This is a genomic window from Kocuria sp. CPCC 205235, from assembly GCF_040980905.1.
GTDB lineage: Bacteria > Actinomycetota > Actinomycetes > Actinomycetales > Micrococcaceae > Kocuria > Kocuria carniphila.
The window spans coordinates 38828-55469 of sequence record NZ_JAVKPR010000009.1; the positions used below are offsets into that span (position 1 = coordinate 38828).

The 16642-nt window shown below is 63.9% G+C and carries 13 protein-coding genes; 8 read left to right on the plus strand and 5 right to left on the minus strand.

Features of this window, described 5'->3' with window-relative positions:
- The first annotated feature begins 121 nt into the window (after positions 1–121).
- The 5 genes from RF638_RS08170 (at position 122) to RF638_RS08190 (ending at position 5751) form a co-directional block, all read left to right on the plus strand.
- Positions 122–448 carry a glutaredoxin domain-containing protein gene (locus RF638_RS08170; protein ID WP_095797230.1) on the plus strand — a complete coding sequence of 109 codons (327 nt, stop codon included), beginning with the start codon at positions 122–124 and terminating at the stop codon, positions 446–448.
- A 39-nt stretch (positions 449–487) separates the two neighbouring features.
- On the plus strand, positions 488–820 hold the full coding sequence (locus tag RF638_RS08175) for a carboxymuconolactone decarboxylase family protein (RefSeq protein ID WP_095797229.1): 333 nt from the start codon (positions 488–490) through the stop codon (positions 818–820).
- Positions 821–1065: 245 nt separating this feature from the next.
- Positions 1066–2250: an ROK family transcriptional regulator gene (locus tag RF638_RS08180; RefSeq protein WP_368841738.1), complete on the plus strand. Its 1185-nt coding sequence runs from the start codon at positions 1066–1068 to the stop codon at positions 2248–2250.
- A 158-nt stretch (positions 2251–2408) separates the two neighbouring features.
- Positions 2409–3839: a sugar porter family MFS transporter gene (locus RF638_RS08185; RefSeq protein WP_095797227.1), complete on the plus strand. Its 1431-nt coding sequence runs from the start codon at positions 2409–2411 to the stop codon at positions 3837–3839.
- Between the two features lie 247 nt (positions 3840–4086).
- On the plus strand, positions 4087–5751 hold the full coding sequence (locus RF638_RS08190) for a thiamine pyrophosphate-dependent enzyme (protein WP_095797226.1): 1665 nt from the start codon (positions 4087–4089) through the stop codon (positions 5749–5751).
- Between the two features lie 100 nt (positions 5752–5851).
- Here RF638_RS08190 and RF638_RS08195 read toward each other — a convergent pair whose 3' ends face one another.
- Complete coding sequence (locus RF638_RS08195) at positions 5852–7117, minus strand: MFS transporter (RefSeq protein WP_095797225.1); 1266 nt, start codon at positions 7115–7117, stop codon at positions 5852–5854.
- 127 nt (positions 7118–7244) lie between these two features.
- Here RF638_RS08195 and RF638_RS08200 point away from each other — a divergent pair, with 127 nt between their 5' ends.
- On the plus strand, positions 7245–8246 hold the full coding sequence (locus RF638_RS08200) for a zinc-binding dehydrogenase (RefSeq protein ID WP_095797224.1): 1002 nt from the start codon (positions 7245–7247) through the stop codon (positions 8244–8246).
- Positions 8247–8438: 192 nt separating this feature from the next.
- Positions 8439–8747 carry a hypothetical protein gene (locus RF638_RS08205; RefSeq protein ID WP_095797223.1) on the plus strand — a complete coding sequence of 103 codons (309 nt, stop codon included), beginning with the start codon at positions 8439–8441 and terminating at the stop codon, positions 8745–8747.
- Here the strand turns inward: RF638_RS08205 and RF638_RS08210 are convergent.
- From RF638_RS08210 to lysX, 3 genes are all read right to left on the minus strand, one after another.
- Positions 8710–10134, minus strand: a complete 1425-nt coding sequence (locus RF638_RS08210) for an ATP-binding protein (protein ID WP_129700161.1) — start codon at positions 10132–10134, stop codon at positions 8710–8712. The genes RF638_RS08205 and RF638_RS08210 overlap by 38 nt on opposite strands.
- Positions 10131–10814 (minus strand): response regulator transcription factor, encoded by a 684-nt coding sequence (locus RF638_RS08215; protein WP_368841740.1) that lies wholly within the window; start codon positions 10812–10814, stop codon positions 10131–10133. The genes RF638_RS08210 and RF638_RS08215 overlap by 4 nt, the downstream gene beginning before the upstream one ends.
- Before the next feature lie 131 nt (positions 10815–10945).
- Positions 10946–14311, minus strand: a complete 3366-nt coding sequence (lysX, locus tag RF638_RS08220) for a bifunctional lysylphosphatidylglycerol synthetase/lysine--tRNA ligase LysX (protein WP_368841741.1) — start codon at positions 14309–14311, stop codon at positions 10946–10948.
- Between the two features lie 155 nt (positions 14312–14466).
- On the opposite strand from lysX, the gene RF638_RS08225 reads away from it, so the two are divergent.
- Positions 14467–15585 carry an alpha/beta hydrolase gene (locus tag RF638_RS08225; RefSeq protein ID WP_368841742.1) on the plus strand — a complete coding sequence of 373 codons (1119 nt, stop codon included), beginning with the start codon at positions 14467–14469 and terminating at the stop codon, positions 15583–15585.
- On the opposite strand, the gene RF638_RS08230 is transcribed toward RF638_RS08225, so the two are convergent.
- Positions 15580–16557 (minus strand): S9 family peptidase, encoded by a 978-nt coding sequence (locus tag RF638_RS08230; protein WP_095797218.1) that lies wholly within the window; start codon positions 16555–16557, stop codon positions 15580–15582. The two genes, RF638_RS08225 and RF638_RS08230, sit on opposite strands and share 6 nt — an antisense overlap.
- Positions 16558–16642 lie beyond the last annotated feature (85 nt).

A 16642-nucleotide genomic window follows, 5' to 3' on the forward strand; every position in this document is an offset into this window, starting at 1 on the left:
TTTGTATTCTCTTATCGGAATGTGCTGTTCGCGACAATTATGACGTCGTTCGGAATCGACTCATCTACTCTGCCGTTATAACTCTGAACTGACCCAATCCACCTCGATCCCAGGAGCCACCGTGCCCGAGAATCCCCAGTACCCACAGGTTTCGCAAGACGACGCACTCAAGCACATCGACAACAACGGCGTGGCCATCTACTGGCGTCCCGGGTGCCCATTCTGTGAGCGCCTTGAATACGGATTGGGTGAGGACGGCCAGAAGGCCACGTGGATCAATATCTGGGAAGATCCGGCGGCCAAGGAGTACGTAGCCTCCCTCAACGATGGCAATTCCACGGTTCCCACGGTGGTCACCAAGAACACCCATTTCATCGCGGCGGATTCGGATGCACCTGACCAGGTTCGTCAACTGCTGGCCAACGCCACCCCCGCGACCGCAGACTGAGGGAGTCAGTACCGGTAATCACAGAAAGCAGGATGACTCATGGCTGATCACTACCATTCTCCGGAAGACCTCAAGCTCCTGGGTGAGCTGAAGAAGCTTGCACCCGAGGAGTTCACCAAATTCGCGACATTCGACGCGGCCATCGGTCGCGAGGGCGGTCACATCGACCCCTTGAACCGTGAGCTCATCGCCATCGGTGTCGCCCTGACCACCCAGTGCCCCTACTGCCTCGAAGTGCACACCAAGAAGGCCAAGGCCGCCGGTGCCACACGCGAGCAGATCGTGGAAGCGGGCATGGTCGCCGCAGGTCTGCGCGCCGGGGCCGCCGTGACCCACACGGCCATGGCACTTCGCCTGTTCGACGAGGCCTGAGCCCAAGCTGTTTCACGCGGCACCGTGACCGCACCGTGAGGAACCGCGCCGCGCGCTTCGTGTCGGCGCGGTTCCTTTCTCGTGTGACTTAGTCGCCGTAGGGCCAAGGGGCTATGAGCACTCGTCCGAGAGCCAACCACGCCTAATTAGTCCGAACCTCTGTCAATCAGGAGCTTTGTCTTCGATAGTTGAAGACGGGCTACACTCCGGTGCAAGAGAATCTTCACAGGAAATCGAGGACGACGATGTCCCTGCACTCCACGTCCGCCCCCTTCGAAGCGGCCCCGGGCTCACAGACGTCTTTGCGCGTGGCCAATCAGCGCCGGGTGATCGATGCCATGCGCGCACTGGGTACCACCACGCAGGCGACCATCGCGCGCGAAACAGCCCTGGCGCCGTCCACGGTGTCCTCCATCGTGCACGAGATGGTGACCGCGGGAGTGCTGGCTATGGATTCGTCACACGGGGGCCGCCGTGGGCAGCTAGTCCGGTTCAGCGACAACGCCGGCTTCGTGGTGGGCCTCGATGTGGGCCACCGCCACCTCACCGTGGCCGTGGCGGATCTCAATCAGGACATCAAGGCTCGTCAGCGATTTGATCTGCCCCGAGGCCATTCGGTCACCGAAGTGCTGGACACGGCCGATTCCACCTTGGACGCCATGGTTCGGAAGCTGAAGATTCCTCGGGTAAAACTACTCGCCGCCGGATTGACCGTGCCGGCCCCCGTAGACCTCGAAGGACGCGTGGTGAGCGCCGGGGCCATCCTTCCGGCCTGGGCCGATACCGATGTCCGTGCCGCTGCCTCCGGCCGACTCGGACTCCCGGTGGCCGTGGAAAATGATGCGAATGCCGGGGCGGTGGGTGAGTTCTCCCAGGGCGCCGGACGCACCGCCCAGAACATGGCCTACATCAAGGTCTCCCACGGCGTGGGTGCCGGCCTGATCCTCAACGGCCGACTGTTCCGAGGAGCCACCGGTTCCGCCGGGGAGCTCGGGCACATGACCCTGGACGAGCAGGGTGACGTCTGCCGCTGTGGCAACCGCGGATGCCTGGAAACGTTCATCTCGTCCGAGGCCGTCCTCACCCTCCTGGGCGCCACCCGCGGCCCCGATCTCACGGTCGCTCAGGTTGTCGACGCCGCTCTGGCCGGGGATGTCGGCTGTGCTCGCGTCATCGGGGACACCGGTCGCACCCTGGGCACCACCGTGGCGAACCTGTGCAATCTCATCAATCCGGAGCTCGTGGTCGTGGGTGGCGGATTGGCCCGCGCGGGTGATCTGCTGTTGGCTCCGCTACGGGAGATCGTGTCTCGCTACGGTGTACAAGGCTGCACCCGGGACCTCGCGATCACCGCCGCTGAACTCGGCCCGGAAGCGCACCTCACCGGGGCGCTGATCATGGCGCTCGAGAACGTTTCTCTCACCGTTTAAGACACACCCACGTTTTTTGTGTTCAAGACATGGACATTTAGTGATCCGGGTCCTAATCTTGATCCACTACCGGCAAGCGTACTTCCGGTTACCGTCCCCACAGCGTCCTATGCCCTGGGGCCTGCATTCTTACTTCGTTACAGCAAGGGAGCTGCGCGATGAGCCAAGCAGCGCACGCAGTACCGTCCGAGCGTCACGACGCAAACACCGGCGCGGTCATCAGAATCACAACGGTCGCTGCTTTCGGTGGCCTGCTCTTCGGTTACGACTCCGCCGTGATCAACGGCGCGGTGTCCTCCATCCAATCCCGCTTCGACGTGGGTCCGGGTCCCCTGGGCTTCGCGGTGGCAGCGGCACTGCTGGGTGCCGCGGTGGGTGCCTTCTTCGGCGCCCGCATTGCGGACCGCACCGGTCGCATCCTGATCATGAAGATCGCCGCGGTCCTGTTCCTGGCCTCAGCGATCGGTTGTGGCCTGGCTAATGACATCACCACGCTGGTCATCTTCCGCGTGGTCGGAGGTGTGGGTGTGGGTGTGGCCTCCGTGATCGCCCCCGCCTACATTGCCGAAGTTTCCCCTGCGCACCTGCGCGGCCGGTTGGGCTCGCTGCAGCAGATGGGCATTGTGCTCGGTATCTTCCTGTCGCTGCTCATTGACGCCCTGTTGGCCTACTGGGCCGGCGGGGCAGCCAACGAGCTGTGGCTGGGTCTCGAGGCCTGGCGCTGGATGTTCCTGGTCATGGCCATCCCGGCTGTCATGTACGGCATCGGCGCGTTCACCATTCCCGAGTCCCCGCGTTACCTGGTGTCCCGCGGCCGTGATGACGAGGCTCGCTCCGTGTTGACCAGCATCCACGGCGATCAGGTGGCCGAGGAGCGCGTGGCCCGCATCCGCGAAACCATCAACAAGGAACACAAGCCCCGCTTCAGCGATCTGCGTGGTTCCCTGGGTGGTCTCAAGCCCATCGTGTGGGTCGGTATCGGCCTGGCAGCCCTGCAACAGTTCGTGGGCATCAACGTGATCTTCTACTACTCCAACGTGTTGTGGGAGTCGGTGGGCTTCTCGGAGTCCGATTCGTTCGTGATCTCGGTCGCCACCTCCGTGACCAACGTGTTGGTAACCATCGTGGCCATCTTCCTGGTGGACAAGGTGGGCCGCCGCCCTCTGCTGCTCATTGGCTCCACCGGTATGGCCGTTTCGCTCGCAACCCTGGCCATTGTCTTCGCCACCGCCAGCAAAGTCATGGTGGACGGTCAGCTCACGCCGGTGCTCGGCCCCGTGGCAGGTCCGGTCGCCCTGATCGCTGCCAACCTGTTCGTGATCTTCTTCGGTGTCTCGTGGGGTCCGCTCATGTGGGTCCTGCTGGGCGAGATGTTCCCCAACCGCATCCGCGGTGCCGCACTGGCCGTGGCCGGTGCCGTGCAGTGGATCGCCAACTGGGCCGTCACCGTCACCTTCCCGGCGCTGTCCAACTTCTCGCTGGGTCTGGCCTACGGCATCTACGCGTTCTTCGCGGTGGTCTCGCTGATCTTCACCATCAAGATGGTCTCCGAGACCAAGGGTGTGGAGCTCGAGGACATGCACGACTGACGCTTTATCCCACCCGATCCGATCGCCCTGGTTCCGTACGCGTGTACGGGACCGGGGCGACGTCGTACCCGCTGCCTTCCGCGCGTGGCTGCGGGAGGGTCATAGTTTGTCGGATTAACAAATATGCCGCTCCGATACCCCCACCCCGGGCGTTCTCGGGTAGTTTCGAGTCTGATATTCGCGGACGATCCCCGTGGAATCGCCCACAATCTTCACGACTTTTCAATGGCGAAATGAGGACCTCACGGTGACCCAATCTTCTTCGGAACAGTCCACAGCAGGACGTAAATCGGCCGGCCACGTGATCGTGGATTCCCTGGTCGCCCACGGCGTGGAACGCGCGTACGTCGTGCCCGGCGAGAGCTACCTGGATGTGCTGGACGGCCTGTACAAGTCCCCCATCAATACCGTGATCACCCGCCACGAGGGCGGCGCCGCGTACATGGCCGAGGCCGACGGCAAGATGAACACCGTGCCCGGCGTAGCCATGGTGACCCGTGGCCCCGGTGCCGCCAACGCTCACGTGGGCCTGCACACCGCGTGGCAGGATTCCACTCCCATGGTGCTGTTCGTGGGGCTGATCCCCTTCGAACATCGCGAGAAGGAGGCGTTCCAGGAGTTCGATCCGCACCAGTGGTTCGGCTCTGGCGCCAAGCGCGTGATGGTCCTGGACCACGCCGAGCGCGCCTCCGAATATGTCGCCGAGGCCATGTTCGCAGCGGCGTCCGGCCGCCCCGGTCCCGTGGTGGTCGGTTTGCCCGAGGACGTCATCACGCGCGAGATCGACGCGACCCTGCACCCGCGGATTCCTGTTGCTGGTGGCGGTATGACCGTGACCGACTGGAAGGCTCTGGAGAGCGCGCTCAAGGAATCCGAGAAGCCGCTGTTCGTGACCGGCGGTAACGACTGGACCCACGAGGGCGCCCAGAAGTTCACCCAGTGGCTCGAGGAACATCACATCCCCGCCGCAGCCGAGTGGCGCACGGAGGGTACCGTGCCGTTCAACTCCCCGTCCTACGTGGGCCCCATCGGCTATGGCCGCCCGCGACCCACCTACGACCTGCTGGAAGAAACTGACCTGCTCGTCTTCGTGGGAACCGTGCCCGGTGACGTGATCACGGACGGTTTCCTGGTGCGTCAGGACTGGTCCAAGAAGAACTTCATCGTGACCATGGACCCGTCCATGCGCGGCCGTTCCGGTGCCGTTTCGCATCAGATCGTGGCCAAGCCGGACGTATTCGTGCGCGACCTGGTGCGCATGGACCTCCCGGTCAAGGACGGCTGGAAGGACTGGTGTGGTCGCATGCGGCAGCAGCAGGTCGACTTCGCCGAGCCAAAGGACACCCACCCGGAGGACGGCCCGGCCACCATGGACACCATGATGGCCAACTTGGTGGAAAACCTGCCGGAGGACGCCATGGTCACCTTCGGCGCCGGAGAGCACACCAACTGGGCGCACCGATACTTCCCGACCAATGGCTACGCGTCCATGATTTCGGCGCGCAACGGTTCCATGGGGTACTCGGTACCCTCCGCCGTGGCAGCGTCCCTGAACTACCCGGGCCGCCGAGTGATCTCGATCGCCGGTGACGGTGAGTTCCTCATGAACGGTCAAGAGCTGGCCACCGCCGCGCAGTACGGCGCCACGCCGTTGGTCATCGTGATGGACAACCAGGAGTACGGCACCATCCGCACGCACCAGGAGAAGCAGTACCCCAAGCGCGTGTCCGGTACCCAGTTGACGAACCCGGATTTCGCGGGCATGGCCACCTCGTTCGGTGGTTTTGGCGTGCGCGTGGAGCGCGAGTCCGAGATCCCGGGTGCGCTCGAGGAAGCCTTCAAGGCCATTGACGAGCAGGGCACGTTCGCGCTCATCCACCTGATCGTGGAGCAGCGCCACAAAGCATACTGATCCAGTTATAGATACTGGTCAGATAGCTGACGACGCCGCTCCTGGAACCTTTCGTACGGAAAGTCCCGGGAGCGGCGTCGTCGCGTTCGAGCGTGGGCGACTAGCGCAGCGGGTGCTCTGCCTGGTCCTTGTGCATCCGACCGGCGAAGACCGCAATGACGCCGAGCAGAGGCGTCACGATGGCCACGCCCCAGAAGATCGCCTCGGGTGGCAGGACCTGTGAAACCGGTCCCGCCACCGCCATGGATACGGGCATGAGCGACAGGGACACGAAGAAGTCCAGGGATGAGATGCGCCCAAGCATGTGCACGGGGACGCGGCGCTGCAGCAGAGTGCCCCAAATGACCTGACCAGCGCCGCCCGTGGCACCGAAGACACACAACGCGATCGCCATGACCCACCACGAATCGGTCATGCCCACCAGGCCGAACGGCAGCGTGCCGAAACCCCACAGCCAGATCATGGTGGTGAGGTAATTGCGCGGCAGGGGCATGGATGCCGTGATGATCGAACCCAGCGCCATGGACACCCCGTACAGACCGAGCATCGCACCGTAACTGGCCACCGTGCCGCCCAGCCGGTCCACGACCAGGAATGGGACGAGCACCTCGAGCGGGCCGATGAACAAGAACACAGCGCTCATGGCCCACAAGAGCGTCCAAAGCAACCACGGAGTGCGCACCGAGTAGAGGAAACCGTCCACCAGATCACGCAAGATGGACGTGGACGGCGCCGTGTTGGAGCCTTGCGGTTCCTCCTCCCCGAACCTGCCGCTCGTTGGGATGCGCAGAAACATCATCAGGACGAACGCTGCGGCGTGGCACACGGCAATGGCCACCACGGCGAGCGCTGGGAAAGCCAGGCCAGCGAGGAAGCCACCCACCGCGGGACCGGCAGCGATCTGCAAGAGCGGTCGGGCGGTCCCCTCCACACCGTTGGCGGCAAGCAACTGACTGGCCGGCAGGATCCTCGGCAGTGCGGCCGAGTAGGCGGGGTAGAAGAATCCCAAGGAGCCTGCGAACACGAACGCGGCGATCGCCAGGTGCCACATCGCAAGGTTGCCGGTCCATGTCAGTAGCACGATCACAGAAGCGGTCAGAAAATTGGTGGCTTCCACGCATCGCAAGATGATATTCAGCCGCACGCGATCTGCCGTCACCCCGCCCACCAGGACGAAAACCACCGCGCCCAAGGCACCGGCCGCGGTGACCATGGACAGATCCACGGCCGAACCGCCCAAGGCCATGACCTTCGCGACCAAGGCGACCGCCCACAGTCCTGATCCGAACACGCTCATGCACATGGCAAAGGCCAGCACCGCGAAGGCCGGGGTACTGAAAGGTTTGAACGCGCGGGGAAGTAACATTGGGATTAGCCTACAACTATGTATCACGTTGTGATATAAAGCGTCGCCCTCCAGGGGGCCAAGCTACTCCATGAAGTACCGTTGAAGCGGTTATTTTCATGCAGTTCCCCCAGCGAAGGAGCCCCAGATGCGCGCAACCCACGTGCCGGAAACCGGAGTCATCACCGTGCGTGAATGGCCCAAACCGCAGGCCACTGAGCCGGGCACGTTCGTGGTGCGGATGACGGCGGCATCAGTCTGTGGTTCGGATCTGCACGCGGCCCTGCACGGCACGCTGCATCCCAAGGGTCCGGAGCGCGCGGGCTACCCGGGCCACGAGGGCGTGGGTGTCGTTTCGGAGTCCAACTCCGAGAAGTTCCCCGTGGGCACCACAGTGCTGTGCGTTCCCCCGGGTGAGTTCGGTGGAGCGTTCGCGGAGTACATGCTGCTCGACGACGACCACGCCGTGGCTCTGCCCTCGGACGTGAACAGTAACGATCTCACCCAGATGCGCCGCTACATGATGGCCCAGCAGCTGGGCACGTGCATTTACGCGTTCGACCTCTACTGGCCCACCGAGGTGCCCGCGCGCACCGCGGGCACGTGCGTGATCATGGGCGCCGGTTCCGCGGGCTTGTTCTTCCTGCAGGACGCCCTGCGCCGCGGTTTCGACCAGGTCATCATTTCGGACAAGGAACCTGCCCGCCTCGAGATCGCCCGCAAGCTGGGTGCCCGCGCCGTGCTGATCCCGGACGAGGACCTGGGCACCGTGGTCTCCGAGCTCACCGGCAACAACGGCGCGGATCTGGTGATCGAGGCCGTCGGTTCCGATGAGTTGCGCACCCAGGCCGTGGACATCGTGGCCAACCGCGGCATCGTGGGCTGGTTCGGCCTGTACGAAAGCTTCGAACCTACTCTCGTGCCGATCTTCGAGGTCTTCCGCAAGTGCGTGCGCCTCCAGGGTTCCGTGGCCGCCCAGTCCGAGCCCGGCCTCAAGTCCTTCCACGAGGCTGTCCGTCGCATCCACGACGGCGAGGTCGAGGTCGACTACTGCCTAGGCCCCACCCACACCTTGGATCAGGTGGCAGAGGTGCTGCGCATCGCCGAACGCGGCGGCGACGGCCAGGTCAAGTTCACCATCGTCCCGTAACCCCGCTTTTCACCGCCCGACGACGCCGCTCGGGTACCTTGCGTGCGCAAGGTACCCGAGCGGCGTCGTCCGCGTCGATGGCAAAAGCCCAGGAAGACTGGCCATTCGGCCATGTCAGAGCGATCTACCCCGGGGTAGATTAGGACGTCAGAGGTAATCAATAAGTCACCGAGCGGACCGAAGGAGTGGATTGTGCCGATCAAATCCTTCATGGGACTCGTGCGAGGCGAGCGCGATCACTCCCGCCCCGAATTCTTCGAGGGCGTCGCCACCCCGGCCAGGATCCTGGTGTTCGTTGCGGCCGTGGTGGCCTATTTCTCGGTGTCGGCCCTGTGCACGTGGCTGCTCCCGGACGTCATCACCCGGGATCTGCTGGGCGAGGTCATTCCGCGCATCATCGCGGTGGCTTCCGCTGCTCTCGTGTTCATGACGAGTGAGCGGCTATTGGCGCACACCGTGGAGGCTACGGAGCATCCTTCGGGAGGGGCAGGGTCACCGTAAAGCGGCAGCGACCGTGTGAGTCCTCATCGACCGCGATGGTGCCACCGTGGGCGAGCACGATCTCGCGGCTGATGGCCAGGCCCAATCCGGATCCACCGGTATCCCGGGCTCGTGAAGCGTCCAGGCGGACGAACCGTTCGAAGACCTTGTTCTGATCTGCGGGGGCAATCGTATCGCCGTTGTTGATCACGGTGAGCACCGCATTCGTCTCGGTCGCGCTCAACCGCACCTCGATCAGCGACTCAGCATGGCGACCCGCGTTGGACAGCAGATTCCGCACCACGTGCTGCAGCTTTGAGGCGTCCGCACGCAGGCGCACCGGCTCGATGTAGACCGTCAGTTCCTGGTCCAGTGCGGGTCGGATCCGGGCGATCTCGTCCGACACCACCTCGTCCATGTCGGTGTCGGCAACGCGCATGTCCAGGCCGGCGTCGTCCGCGCGGGCGAGGGTGAGGAGGTCCTGCACGAGCTGACCCATGCGCTGGGACTGGGAGACGAGCACCGGGGACAGCTCTTTCCAGGCCTCGCCGGAGGGATCGCTGCGGGCCACGTCCAGCGTGGTGGACAACGTGGCCAGCGGCGAGCGCAGCTCGTGGGACGCATCGGCCACAAAGCGCCGTTGTGCCTGATCCGACGCCTGGAGCCGGTCCAGCATCGCGTTCATGGTGGAGGCCAGCTGAGCAATCTCGTCGCGGGTGGGCGGCACATCCACGCGTTCGTCCAGATTGGACCCGCCGATGGTGCGCACCTGGTCGGTGATGCGCCGGACCGGCCGCAGGGAACGGCCCGTGAGCCACCACATGGTCAGCGCGCCCAGGATCACGAGGAGCGGGCCCACCACCAGCACGAACACCGCCACGACGGTGAGGGAACTGGTCTGCAGGTTGACGGGAACGGCCACCACCAAGGTGTGGGGTTCGTCGTTGACCACTATGCCTTCGGAGACATATACAAAATCGTTGGGGATGCGCAGGAGGCCTTGGTCGTCGGTGCGCGATTCGAACGTGGCACCCGGGGTGAGCGCCGGTGAGTTCAAATCAATGTCCCCGGTCATTGCGGGTGAGGAGGCCACGACCGAGCCCTCCTGATCGGTGAGCTGCACCAGGACACCGGGTTGGCCCACCGCGCGCAGCAGATCCTCGGGGTCCGCTTGGGACCACACGTAGATCACGCGATTCTCGGGAGTCTCCTGCCCGTCCACCAGACGCGAGAGCACCTGCTGCTGACTGGTCACCGCTTGATCATGGGCGGTGGAGACAATGTTGCGCTTGAGCACTTCCAGCAGGAGCACACCCGCCAACAACAGCACCACGATCATGAGCAGTGCCGCAGCGAGCGTGGTCTTGCGCCGCACGCCCCACCGCCGGCGCACGCCCAACATGCTCATGCCGCGGAGGTATCCGCGACCAGTCGATACCCCATACCCCGCACGGTCTGCAGCGTGTTGAGGCCGAAGGGAACGTCGATCTTCTTGCGCAGATACCCCACGTAGACCTCCACGATGTTCTCCGAACCCTCGAACGCGGCATCCCACGCGTTGTCCATGATCTGCAGTTTGGACACCACGGTCTCCGCGTTCTGCATGAAGTACTGCAGGATCACGTATTCCTTGGCGGTCAGTTCGATCACCGTGTCCCCGCGGGTGACCTTGTGCCGGGACGGGTCCAGTTCCAAGCTGCCCACGGTGATGTTGACCGGTCGCTCCGGGGCGCCGCGCCGGATGAGCGCTCGCAACCGGGCCACCAGGACCATGAAGCTGAACGGCTTGGTCAGGTAGTCGTCGGCGCCCAGGTCGAACGCGTCGGCCTCGTCGTACTCGCCGTCCTTGGCGGTGAGCATCAACACGGGCGTCCAGTTCTTGGCGGCACGGATTTCCTTGAGGACCGTGTACCCGTTCTTACCGGGCAGCATGAGATCCAGCACGATCACGTCGTACGGGTTCTCCTGGGCCAGCCACGCACCGGTGACGCCGTCGTTGGCCACGTCCACCACGAACCCCTCGTTGGTGAGTCCACGGCGCAGCGACTCCGAGAGGTCCACCTCGTCATCGACGACCAGTACACGCATTCATCAAGCCTTTCCAGCGGAGCGGGTTGTCTCCCAGCTCCCACGGTATTCGACAGCCCATCCGAGGGCACCCCTCAAGAATGCCGCCTATTCACTGAAGGGGTTCTGAGCACCCGCTCCATGTCGGTCCGTCAGTTCTTCTGCGGCCGTACGAACGGGAAGGACAACACGTCGCGGATGGTGGTGTCCGTCATGAGCATGACCAGCCGGTCCAAACCGATGCCCAGGCCGCCGGCGGGCGGCATACCGGTTTCCAAGGCGTACAGGAAGTCCTCGTCCACCTCCATGGCCTCCATGTCTCCGGCTGCAGCCTTGAGTGACTGCTCGGTGAGCCGGTGGCGCTGTTCCACGGGGTCGGTCATCTCCGAGTACGCGGTACCCAGTTCCATGCCGTTGGCCACGAGGTCCCAGCGTTCCACGAGCCCTTCCGCCGTCCGGTGTGGTGCGGTGAGCGGCGATGTCTCCAGCGGGAAATCACAGTAGAACGTGGGCTCGATGGTGCGGGGTTCGACCAGCTCACCATAGAGCTCCTCCAGGACAGCGCCCGGACCCATGCCGGGTCCGATCTCCACGTCGTAGTCGGCCGCAATGGCCAACAACGTTTCAAAATCCGTGTGGATGCTCACCTCCCGCCCCACCACTCGACTGACGGCGTCCGTCACGGTCACGACCGGCCACGGTCCGGACACATCCGTCAGCACGGGAGCCGCCTCCGGATCGCGGACGTCGCGCAGTGGCAGCACCGCGGATCCGTGGAGCGCTACGGCCACCTGCTTGATGAGCGCCTCCGTCAGCCGCTTCATGTCCATGTAGTCCGAGTAGGGCAGGTACGCCTCGAGCGAGGTGAACTCCGGGTTGTGCGTGGCATCCGCGCCCTCGTTGCGGAAGTTACGCGAAATCTCGAAGATGGGCCCCGCCCCCGCGACCAACAGCCGCTTCAAATACAGTTCCGGCGCGATCCGCAGCGACAGGTCCATCCCGTACGCGTTGATGAACGTCTTGAACGGCCTGGCGGACGCACCGCCGTGCACCGTGTTGAGCACCGGAGTTTCGACCTCGCGGAATCCCTGATCCGTGAGGTAGTCGCGCACCGTTTCCATGGCCAGCGAGCGCTGCTTCAGCAGTTCCAGCTTCCCGGGGTGCACCAACAGATCGGTCGACCGCTTGCGCAACCGCGCCTCCGGGTCCTCGAAGCTCTCCCACGGCACCGGTTGCAGCGCCTTGGACGCCATGGTCAGGTGCCGCGCGAGCACGGATTCCGTGCCATTGCGCGAGACACCCCAGTCACCGTCCACGACCACCAGGTCCCCGGAATCCAGATTGACGCGCAGCACGCTCCAGGTATCGTCCATGCGCTCGCGGTCGAGCACCACCTGCACCGTGCGCCCCGCGTCCGTGAGGTCCATGAACAGCACGCCGCCGTGGTCACGGAGCTTGCGGATCCTGCCGCTCACACGCACCGGGGACGACGACGCCGCCTCACCCGCCTCACGCTCGGCCATCAGTTGAGCCACGGACTCCGCCGGGGTCAAACCCACCGGATAGGGTGCGATGCCGGCTTCCGCGAGCGCTCGCGCGTGGCGCAAACGATGACGGGTCTGCTGCGATCGCCGCGGTGCGAGTTCACGCAAGCGTGGCGGTTCGTGATCGAGCTCGCGAATGGCGGCCAGAGCGGCGTCGTCGAGCTGCCGATCCGGTGCGGAACGCACGAACGGCGACGGCAGGAATCCTTCGACCTGCGCGGTGGTGGACGCCATGCGAGGCAACGAAAGGACACTGTCGAAGCACGCGTAACGCGGGAACCATTCGGGGAGGTACTTGGCGTTGGCGCGGTAAAGGCTCTCGAGCTGGAAGAAGCGATCCAGGAATCCCAGCACCGACGAGTTGAAGCGCGTGATCACGCCGGCGCCCAGCTCTTCGGCATCGGCGAAGACACCGCGCAGCATCGCAAAGTTCAAGGACACCTCACGAATTCCGCGAGCGGCACCGTAAGTCATGAGTTCGGACACCATCAGTTCCGTGGTGCCGTTGGGGGCGTCCGGGGAGCGTCGCATGACGTCCAGGGACAGGCCGCGCCGCCCCCATGGCACGAATGACAACAAACCCTTGACCTGACCTTGTTCGTCGCGGGCCACCACCACGGTGCAATCCCCATCCGCCGGGTCACCCCAACGATTCAAGGCCATCGAAAACCCGCGATCCGGTTCGTCCCCGCACCACTGATCAGCGAGCACGCCCAATTCCGCGAGCGCCTCCGCGGACAGTGCATCGTGGCGACTGATCTCGACTTCCAGCCCACGCTGCCGAGCATGGCGAACCGCGCGGCGCACGTTGGTCATGGACGAATTGGCCAGTGAGAAGCGCTCCGGATGCAGAACAGCCTCGTCACCCATGACCAGAACACCCATTCCCTGGGCCGCGAAAGCGCGGGCGCCGTCCGCAGAGGCGGACGTGACTGCCGGAGTCCACCCGTAGTAACGGGCATGCCCCAGCCAGGCCTTCACCGCGGCGGGCCAACTCGCTCGGTCGCCCACCGGGTCGCCCGAGGCGAGGCACACCTGCCCCACGACCCGATAGGTGATGGCCGCGCGACCATCCGGGGAGAACACGGCGTTCTTGTCGCGCCGAGTGGCGAAGTAGCCCAGCGAATCCTGATCCCCGGACTGCGCGAGCAAGGTGCGCAACGCGACTTCTTGCCGGGGCGTCCAGGTGGTCTCCTTGGAGCTGGAACGCAGGAACATGAACACCGCGGCCACCAACGTGAGCGCGAGCAGCACCGACACCAGGCCGGGCAACCAATCGGGCACTTGGTGCCTGAACTGCGGGTTGGGTGAGTAGATCCCCAGACCCCGATTGATCGCTTCTACGAGCACACGACCGTCATCGCTGGCCGACTCCGTGGAGATCAGCAGGATCACGTGAGTCATGGCCACAGTGAATAGGGCACCCACCACGAGCGTGACCATCGCGGCAACGGTGCTCCTGGCCCTGGTGCGGCCAGGGAAGGCCGCTCGCATCCACCAGGCCAACACCAACGTGGTCACGCCCACCACCAGTGCGGTCACATCCATCACGAAGAAGCCCCGGGTCAGTGGGTCTGCCAGCGTTTCCTGGATCCCGACCTCGGCCGCGTCCAACAGATTCAACACCGATCCGAACACTCCCAGGACCTGCAGCACAGCGACCAGGACCAGGGCGATCCGCTTCCGGCGGATCAACGCCCCCGTGACCAAGGCCAACAGTGCGACCGAGGCCAGGGAGGGCGAGACAGGCAGGTTCAGCGCCCCCAGCACCATGTACGGCACCGGGGAAATGACGGCCAGCCATTGCATGACGGTCAGGATGAGACCGAGCAGCGTGGCCATGGCGAACACCCACGTGAGGATGCGCGCACCCCGTTCTTGTGCCGGGGTGGGCAGCTGGAAGTTACGCTGTCCGGATTCCCCCGTTAGCTGGGGGTCACCTGCCAACTTCCTGCTGTTTGACTCTTTGGTCATTCACTCGACTCTCTTCGAATTACTATGTGTGCATCGGCGACACTCTATTTCTATTTCTTGTGGGCATCGGGCGACATCCGACCACAGTATGAAATCTCCAAGAGAAGAGCGACGATATGAGTTTTTTCGAATTAACAGGCTGGCCAGTTTTCGTGATGGCCGTTACATTGGCGGCGATTGTGCTTTTCGTGGCCGTGTTTCTCGTACCGCGGTATCGGAAGCCCGGCGCGTCCGGATACATCATCCAGTTCGTGTCGATAGCGCTGGTCACGATTCTGACCCTGTTGGTCATCTTCCTCAAGCTCAACAACGACAACCAGTGGTACGGCAATTGGGGAGACCTGGCCACGGGAGGGGACGGCGGGTCGGTCGCCACCCAAACGGCCGGGCTCACCGCTCCCACCCGAGCTACCGCCGCGGAACTACCTCACGCCCCGTTCACGAACACCCAACTCGATCCGCGGGGCAGTCAGCAGATCGGTGCGCAGGTGGATCCCTCTGCCACCGGCGGACAATGGGCGACTTTCGAATTATCGGGCAAGGAGTCGCAGGTCACGCAGCAAGTTACCGTTTGGTTACCCCCGTCGTATTTCACGGACAAGGATCGCGCATTCCCCGTCATTACAGCGTTCACAGGATTTCCCGGGAGCGTGAAGACCTACAGCAAATCCATGAATTTCGATCAACATATTAAGACTGCGGTGCGCGACTCTGCCGTGCGAGAACCCATTGTGGTAATCCCCGATGTCTTTCCCGGCAATCACGACACTGAGTGCGTGGACGGCAATCACGGAAAATACGAGACATTCGTGAGCCAGGACGTGGTCTCGTGGATTCGCGAGAACTTGCGAGTTTCCGATGATCCGCAGGCGTGGTCCACTTTCGGTTACAGCGCGGGCGGCTGGTGTTCGTCCATGTTCACCGTGCGCCATCCGGAGATCTGGGGAAACAGCATTAACATGGCCGGATATTTCGCCCCGGATTACAGTAAAGGTCAAGAATGGGTGACCGCAGACCCCGCGGGATACGACCTGGGCAAAGTAGTGGAAAAGAATAGCCCCGATGTGAATATCTGGTTCTTCATCGGCGGCGAAGATACCCCGGCTATCAAAGCGGTGGAGAAATTCAAGGAAACGGTGAAAGATCCCACGGGACTGGCTATTAATACGTCCCAGACCGGGGGCCACAGAGTTCCCCTGTGGACCGCACAGATCGAGACTTCTCTCAAATGGCTCGGCCAGGTGTCACCGTATTTCGCGGCACTGCGGTCATAGACCGGCCAAGCGCAGCGTGTGCCCTCTGGCTTCCGCCCACGCCGGGTGCTCGAGCACGGTCCACGCGTTGTGGTCCGCATCCTCCACCACGGTGAGCTCTGCCGGATCGCCCTTGTCCTTGGCAGCGGTGACATAGTCCTCGGCCTGGTGCGCCGGTATGAGCTCGTCCTCACCGCCCTGACACGCAATCACGGGGATGCCGATGGGTAGAAGCTCCTGTGGGGAGGCCTCCTCATACCTTTCGGGTTCCTCATCGGGTGTGCCGCCCATCAGGTTTCCCACCCGGTCGTTCGCGTCTTCGCGGAACGCGCTGTCCAGGTCGTACACGCCCGCCATGGACACGCAGCCGATCGGTTTCACCGTGGGATCCGCTCCGACTTGGCCTTCTTCGAGTTGCGATCTCGACGTCGCCCACGTGGCCAGGTGCCCACCGGCACTGTGCCCGAGCAGCACGACACGCTGGCCGTCGAGCTCCACCGGCGAGTGCTCCGCGAGGCGAGGGACGAAATCGACTCCCGCGGCGACGTCGTGCCCGGCCGCAGGCCAGCCCGCGCGTGCGGGACCGCGATCCCTCTGATCAGGGTGAATGGTGCCCCGATAGGCGATGGACCACACGGCTACCCCGTAGGAAACCAGGTCCGTGCCGATGTCCGTCATGTAGGACATGTCCGAGGCGTCTTCCCAACTGCCTCCGTGGATCATGACCACCACGGGCACCGCTTCGCTCACCGGTTCGCCGTTGTCCTGGACCGGGACCGCGAGCATTCCGTACTGCGTGCTCTCGTCCGATCCGTAGGCGATCCGCTGTAGTTCGGACACCCCGTACGACCCGGTGGTCTTGAACTCCGTGGTCACGCCGAGCTTCTCCGCGGCTCCGCACCCGGCGAGCACCGCGCCCGCGCCCAGCACGGTGAGCCCGAAGGCCCCTCGGATTACCGCGCGACGACTCACCTGCGCAGAGTGATCCGCCATGTCGCCCCCTTGATCTCAAAAACTTCCCCCGCGGATCACGCTACATGCCGCCGGTGTGGGATGCCCGTGCGAGGAATAAGCTGTG